We start from the raw sequence: 6,968 nt of genomic DNA on the forward strand, positions 1-6,968 counted from the left end.
CCGCGAAGGCCAGCGCCCCGGCACCATGGACGTCGACCTGCAGGTGGAAGACCAGAATCCCTGGCACGCCAGCCTCGGCCTGAACAACGACTACAGCGCCGACACCAAGGAGCTGCGCAGCGTCGCGACCCTGGGTTACGACAACCTCTGGCAACTGGGCCACAGCATTTCCCTGACCTACTTCACCGCGCCCCAGGACAGCGACAACGCCAAGGTCTGGTCGGGCGCCTACACCGCGCCGCTGACTGATCGCTGGAGCCTGCAGTTCTCCGGTTATCAGTCCGACAGCAACATCGCCACCATCGGCGGCAGCAACGTGTTGGGCAAGGGCCATTCCTACGGCGTGTCGGCGATCTACAGCCTGCCGGCCAGTGGCAATTGGGCCAATTCGTTCTCTGCCGGGGTCGACTTCAAGGACTTCAAGGAGCAGATGAAGTTTGGCAGCAGCACGGACGATATCCCGCTGAAGTACGCACCGCTGACCTTCGGCTACAACGGCTACCGCTACACCGAGCAGTCGCAATTGGGGCTGGGCTTGAGCCTGGTGGTGGGTACCCGCGCGTTCTTCGGCTACGGCAGCGACGCCGAGGAGTTCCAGTACAAGCGTGACAAGGCCAGCCCGAGTTTTGCGGTGCTCAAGGGCGACCTGAATTACACCTACACCTTCGGCAACGACTGGCAGTCGGCGTCCAGGGCCGGCTTCCAGTTGGCCTCGGGGCCGCTGGTGTCCAACGAGCAATATTCCGCTGGCGGCGCTACGTCGGTACGCGGGTATCTCGCCGCCGAGCGCACCGGTGACGAAGGCTACCTGTTGTCCCAGGAACTGCGCACGCCGTCCCTGGCCAAGTTTCTCGGCAGCTACGTGCAGGAGTGGCGCTTCTACGCGTTTGCCGAAGGCGCACGCCTGCGCCTGCATGACCCGCTGCCCGAGCAGGAAGACGAATACAGCCTGGCCAGTGTCGGCCTCGGCACCCGCGCCAGTTTGAGCAAGTGGTTGTCCGGCAGCCTGGATTGGGGCTACCCGCTGCTTGAAGGCCCAAATACCCAGAAACAGGACTCGCGACTGCACTTCAGTGTGCAGGCGACTTTCTGACCCCTTTTTTCGGAGACTCCTGACATGCAACGCCTATTTCTGAGCCTGTTGATCTGCCTGGGCTTCGCGCTCCCGGCCACCGCCCATGCCTGGTGGCAGGACGATTGGCACTACCGTAAACAGATCACGGTGGACACCACCTCCCAGGGCGCAGCCATCAGCCAGGCCCTGGGCCGCACTGCGTTGCTGGTGCGCCTGCACACCGGCAACTTCACCTTTGACGGGGTCAAGGACGACGGCGCCGACCTGCGCTTTGTCAGCGCCGACGACAAGACCGTGTTCAACCACCAGATCGAAAGCTTCGACCCGCTGATGGGCATGGCGCTGATCTGGGTCGATGTGCCCAAGGTCGAAGGCGGCCAGCGCCAGGACCTGTGGATGTACTACGGCAACCAGAAGGCGCCGGCCACCGCCAACGGCCAGTTGACCTTCGACCCGAACTACACCGCGCTCTACCACTTCGACGGCGCCAACGGCACGCCGCCCCGGGACACCACGGCCTATGGCAACACTGCCGTGAACGCCACTGGTGCGAGCATCGACGGGGTGATTGGCCGTGCGCTGCAGTTCAGTGGCCAGCCGTTGCTGTTGGCCGCCAGTCCGTCGCTGCAACACGCCGCGGGCGGTGCATTTACCTTCAGTGCCTGGCTGCGCCTGGACCAGGCCGGCGGCGAGCAACTGATCATGGCCCGTCGCGAGGGCGCTCACAGCCTGTTGCTGGGCTTGAACCAGGGCATGCCGTTTATTGAAATTGACGGCCAGCGCGCCGTCTCGACCCAGCCGCTGAACCCCGGCCAATGGCAGCACCTGGCGTTCACCGCCGAGGGCGACAAGGTGTCGCTGTACGTCAATGGCCGCGAGACCGCGACCCTCGCAGTGGCGATGCCGGCGTTCAATTCGCAACTGGCCATCGGTGCCGATTTGCCGGAAGCCGCCGGCGGGCACCTGCCGTTTACCGGGGCCATGGACGAACTGCGCTTGTCCAAGGTCGCGCGCCCGGCAGCCCTGTTGCTGGCCGATGCCACGGCCCAGGGCGCCGAGTCGAAACTGGTGGCCTATGGCGTGGATGAAGAACAGTCGGGCTTCGGCTTCGGCAGCCTGGGGTTCCTGCTCAAGGCGGTGCCGGTGGATGCCTGGGTGATCATCCTGGTGCTGGTGGGGATGATGTTCCAGTCGTGGTTCATCATGCTCCGCAAGAACCGCCAGGTCAGTCGCGTGAGTGCTGCCAACGATATCTTCCGCGAGCAATTCGCACAGATCGGTACGCGCCTGGAGATGTACTACGACGACGCGTTGCTGGCCGAGCGCCTGACCCATTCCTCGCTGTGGCGACTGTACCGGGTCGCGGTCAAGGAAATCCGCACTCGCCGCGCCCAGGGCGCCGACACCTCGTCGGTCTCGGCAGCCACCATCGAAGCCATCCGCTGCTCCATGGACGGCGTGCGTACCCGGGAAAACCAGCAGCTCGGCGCCAAGCTGTCGACCCTCTCCAACGCGATTGCCGGTGGCCCGTATATCGGCCTGCTCGGCACCGTGCTGGGGATCATGGTGGTGTTCCTCGGCACGGCGATGGCCGGCGACGTGAACATCAACGCCATCGCCCCGGGTATGGCGGCGGCCTTGCTGGCCACGGCCATGGGCCTGTTTGTCGCGATCCCCGCGCTGTTTGGCTACAACCGCCTGATTACCCGCAACAAGGAAGTCAGCGCCGACATGCGCGTGTTCGTCGACGAGTTCATCACCCGCCTGGCGGAGATGCACGGCGAGAGCCAGCACAGTGAAGCGGCGCACCGTCGCGACCACCACGCCCACGTCCCGGCCTGAGGAGAATCAGCATGGCTTCCGTGAATGCCTCCCACGACGATGACGATGACGCACCCGTCGACAGCATCAACATCACGCCCCTGGTGGACGTGCTGATGGTGGTGTTGGTGATGTTTATCCTCACCGCCACCGCCCAGGTCTCGGGGATCCAGATCCACCTGCCCAAGGCCAGTGCTTCGGTATCGCTGTCCGAGGCCAAGACCAAGGCCATCTCGGTGAACGATGGCGGCCAGGTGTTTCTCGACGCTTACCCGGTGACCTTGCCTGAACTCGAAGAGCGCCTGCGCATCGAGAAAGCGCTGAACCCGGACTTCCCGGTGATCGTGCGCGGCGACGCCATGGTGCAGTACCAGAAGGTCATCGCAGTGCTCGACCTGCTGCGTCGCCTGGAGCTGTCCCAGGTCGGGCTGGTCACCGGCAAACCGAGCCAGGGCTGAGTCATGACCGCACAGATGCCGATCGCGCCGACGCCCCTCAAGAACAAGCCGCCCTTGCGCCCGCTGAAGTGGGGCATTGGCCTGCTGCTGGGCGCCGTGGCTGCCTGGTTTCTCTGGCAGTGGGCCAATGACATGAGTGGCGTGCGCCGTGAAGCGCCCAAGGTGCCGACGATTATTCCGTTGCCACCACCGCCACCACCTCCGCCGGAAAAACCCAAGGAACCGGAGCCCGAGGTGCAGGAGAAAGTCCCCGAGCCGGAGCCCACGCCGACCCCGGACGAGGTCAAGCCCGAGGAGGAAGCACCGCCTTCACCGGCGGACGACCTGGCCAACCCGATGCAGATCGACGGCGACGCTCAGTCCGGTACCGACGGTTTCAACATCGGTGCCGGCAAGGGCGGCGGCATGGCCGGTTCCGGTGGTGGCGGGCTCGGCACCGGGACGTTCAAGCAGTACCTGGCCGGGGTGTTCCAGCGCCTGCTGCGGGAAGACCCGGAGCTGCGCAAGAAGGCCTACACGGTGCAGGCCGACCTGTGGCTGAGCGCAGACGGCGAGGTGACGCGCGTGGAGCTGGCCAAGTCCAGCGGCGACGCCGACACCGACGCCCAGGTGCTGGCCGCATTGCGTGCCACACCGCGGCTGAAGGAACGCACACCCGCCTCAATGACCCTGCCGGTACGCCTGTCCCTCAAGGGCCGGCGCCCGGATTGATCGAACCCTTTTTTGCAGTTTTCTACAGGAGTTGTGTGCAGATGATTTCCCACGTGAATCGATTGACCCTGGCGGTCGGCATGGTCATCGCGACCCTGGTCGGCCAGGCGACGGCCGCCGCCGCGCCTTCGGAAAACGCCACGATCAACCTGATCCGCCTGCTGGTGCAGCAAGGTGTGCTCAAGCAGGAACAGGCCGACGGGCTGATCGCCCAGGCTGAAAAAGAGGCTCAGCAGGCACGCCAGGCCAGCACCGCCACGGCAGTAGCGGCAGGTCCAACTGCGGCCCCCGGCGATGTGCGGGTGCAGTACGTGCCGGCAGCGGTGCGCGACCAGATTCGCGACCAGGTCAAGGCCGAGGTCATGGCCACCGCCAAGCAGGAAAACTGGGCCCAGCCCAACACCTTCCCGGAGTGGGTCTCGCGCATCAGCTTCGACGGCGATATTCGCCTGCGGGATGAGTCGCGCTATTTCTCGGGCAACAACAGCAATGAAATCGTCGATTACGCCAAGCTCAACGACAGCGGCCCCTACGACGTGAACAAGAACACCAACACCAAATTGCCGCCGCTGCTCAACACTCGCGAAGACCGCGAGAACCTGTTCCGCCTGCGCGCCCGCCTGGGCATGAAAGCCGTGATCTCGCCGGAATGGACCGCCGGCATCCGCCTCGGCACCGGCAACGACAACAACCCGGTGTCCACCACCCAGACCCTGGGCGGCGGCTTCGGCAAGAAAGACATCTGGCTCGACCAGGGCTACCTCACCTGGAAGACCACTGACTACATGACCCTGACCGCCGGACGTTTTGCCAACCCGTTCTATTCCACCGACATGATGTATTCCGGCGACCTCAACTTCGACGGTGTGGCGGCGATCTTCAACCACAAGCTCAACAGCGACTGGGGCCTGTTCGGCACCCTCGGCGCGTTCCCGGTGGAATACAGCCCCGACACCGCCACCACCAACGGCTTCGACAAGGACGAGAGCGAAAACAAATGGCTGTTCGGCGGGCAGATCGGCGCCGACTGGAAGATCAACCGCAGCAACAGCCTGAAGGGCTCGATGGCCTACTACCACTTCGGCGATATCCAGGGCGAACGCTCCAGCCCTTGCTCGCCGTGGGCCGGCCAGCCGGCGTGCGATACCGATGGCACGCGCCTGGCCTTCATGCAGAAGGGCAACAGCGTGTTCCTGCTGCGGGACATCACCCCCAACCCGGCAACGCCTGGCCTGACCCCGCAACCGCAATTCGTCGGCCTGGCGTCCAAGTTCAACGTGCTGGACCTCAACCTGGCCTGGGACAGCGAGCTGCCGGAAGACCTCAAGCTGCGCAGCCAGACCAACTTCATCCACAACCTGGCCTACGACAAGGGCGAGATGCTCAAGCGCAGCGAAGGCCAGATCGTCAACAACCTCAACCGCGACGGCCAGTTTGAAAGCGGCGGCAATGCGCTGCTGGTGCAGTTCACCCTCGGCAGTGCGCTGGAGATGCGCAAGAAGGGCGATTGGAACGTGCTGGCCGGCTACAAATACATCCAGCCGGATGCCTTGCCGGACGGCTTCAACGACTCCTCGTTCCACCTCGGCGGCACCAACGCCAAGGGCTATTTCATCGGCGCCAACTACGGCCTCGACAAGAACATCTACGCCAGTGCCCGTTGGCTCAGCGCCTCCGAAGTGTATGGCGCGCCGTTTGAAGTGGATGTCATGCAACTGGAACTCAACACGCGCTTCTGATGCGCCGGAGAAAGCTCATGAACACGCGAATTTGCGGCCTGCTTCTACTGCTCGTTACCACCGGCGCTTCGGCTGAAGGCATGGAGGAGCGCCTGCGCACTCAGCTGCGCAGCACCACCCAGCAGTTGCAGGCGCTGCAAAGCGAGCAGGCCCAGGCCAGTGCCGCACGCATCGCCGCCGAAACCCAGGCCAAGCAGGCCCAGGCGCAGGTCAAGCAACTGACCGCCGAACTGGAAAAGACCCGTGGCGTGGCCGAGCAACTGGTGGGCCAGCAACAGAGCCTGCACAGCCAGGCCCAGGCCCAGGTGGCCGCGAGCAATGAGCAGGTGGGCAAGTTCAAGAAAGCCTATGAAGACTTGCTGGTAATCGCCCGGGGCAAAGAAACCGAGCGCGCACGTTTGCAGGCGCAACTCACGGAACGTGACACACAAGTGCAGCAATGTTCAGTCAAGAATCAACAGATGTACGACGTGGCCCAGCAGTTGCTGACGGCCTACGAAAAAATCGACGTGGCCGACGTGATGAGCATCCGCCAACCGTTCGCCAGCAGCACCCGGGTCAAGTTCGAGGAACTCGCCCAGGGTTTTGGTGACGGCCTTTACCTTAATCGGTTCGATGCTCCACAGACCGTCACTAATCATTGATCGACAAGGAAGATACCCCTATGAGCGACGTACAACTGATCACCAGCGTGACCCCGCAAGCCTTGACCGAGCTGCTGCAGGAAGCCGGCTACCGGGTCAACCAGACCGAGCAGAACGGCATCGTGCAATTGCTCAGCGCAAGCCAGGGCATCGGCTTCGCCGTGCGTTTCGGCAACCCGGCGGTAGAGCAGGGCAGCTACGTGGACTTCACCTACAGCTGCGCGCTGCGGGTGCAGGGCGAATTGCCCGAGGGGCTGGCCCAGGTCTGGAACGCTTCCCGACGTTTTGCGCGGTTGTCGTTGCAGGGTGAGTTCCTGCTGATGGAGATGGACGTGGTGGCCGCCGGCGTGGGTGCGCCGTACTTGCGCAATCAGCTGGAATTGTGGGACCGCCTGCTGCAGGAATTCATCGTCTACCTGCGTGAATACAGCCAGCAAGCCGCCCAGCTCCAGGCCGGGTCCGCGCCTGCTGTCGACGCGCGCGAAGAGGCGCCTGCACTGTGAAGAAACCAGCCCTGGTG

7 protein-coding genes are annotated in these 6,968 nt (G+C 64.0%); all 7 read left to right on the top strand.

Annotated features, from left to right (window positions below; all coding sequences use genetic code 11):
• Positions 1-1,093, top strand: a 1,093-nt coding sequence (locus tag HX846_RS12140) for a ShlB/FhaC/HecB family hemolysin secretion/activation protein (protein ID WP_178965452.1), incomplete at its 5' end; no start/stop codon positions are given.
• Between the two features lie 24 nt (positions 1,094-1,117).
• Positions 1,118-2,917 carry a DUF2341 domain-containing protein gene (locus HX846_RS12145; RefSeq protein WP_178965453.1) on the top strand — a complete coding sequence of 600 codons (1,800 nt, stop codon included), beginning with the start codon at positions 1,118-1,120 and terminating at the stop codon, positions 2,915-2,917.
• Between the two features lie 11 nt (positions 2,918-2,928).
• The gene (locus HX846_RS12150; RefSeq protein ID WP_178965454.1) at positions 2,929-3,354 is read left to right on the top strand and encodes a biopolymer transporter ExbD; all 426 of its coding nucleotides are present in this window, start codon (positions 2,929-2,931) and stop codon (positions 3,352-3,354) included.
• Positions 3,355-3,357: 3 nt separating this feature from the next.
• A complete protein-coding gene (locus HX846_RS12155; RefSeq protein WP_177035728.1) occupies positions 3,358-4,065 on the top strand; it encodes an energy transducer TonB in 708 nt (235 codons plus the stop codon).
• 41 nt (positions 4,066-4,106) lie between these two features.
• On the top strand, positions 4,107-5,804 hold the full coding sequence (locus HX846_RS12160) for a putative porin (RefSeq protein WP_134326875.1): 1,698 nt from the start codon (positions 4,107-4,109) through the stop codon (positions 5,802-5,804).
• A 17-nt stretch (positions 5,805-5,821) separates the two neighbouring features.
• Positions 5,822-6,448: a hypothetical protein gene (locus HX846_RS12165; protein WP_008430322.1), complete on the top strand. Its 627-nt coding sequence runs from the start codon at positions 5,822-5,824 to the stop codon at positions 6,446-6,448.
• A 20-nt stretch (positions 6,449-6,468) separates the two neighbouring features.
• Positions 6,469-6,951: a YbjN domain-containing protein gene (locus tag HX846_RS12170; protein ID WP_178965455.1), complete on the top strand. Its 483-nt coding sequence runs from the start codon at positions 6,469-6,471 to the stop codon at positions 6,949-6,951.
• Positions 6,952-6,968 lie beyond the last annotated feature (17 nt).

The organism is Pseudomonas sp. K5002, from assembly GCF_013386655.1.
Taxonomy (GTDB): Bacteria; Pseudomonadota; Gammaproteobacteria; order Pseudomonadales; family Pseudomonadaceae; genus Aquipseudomonas.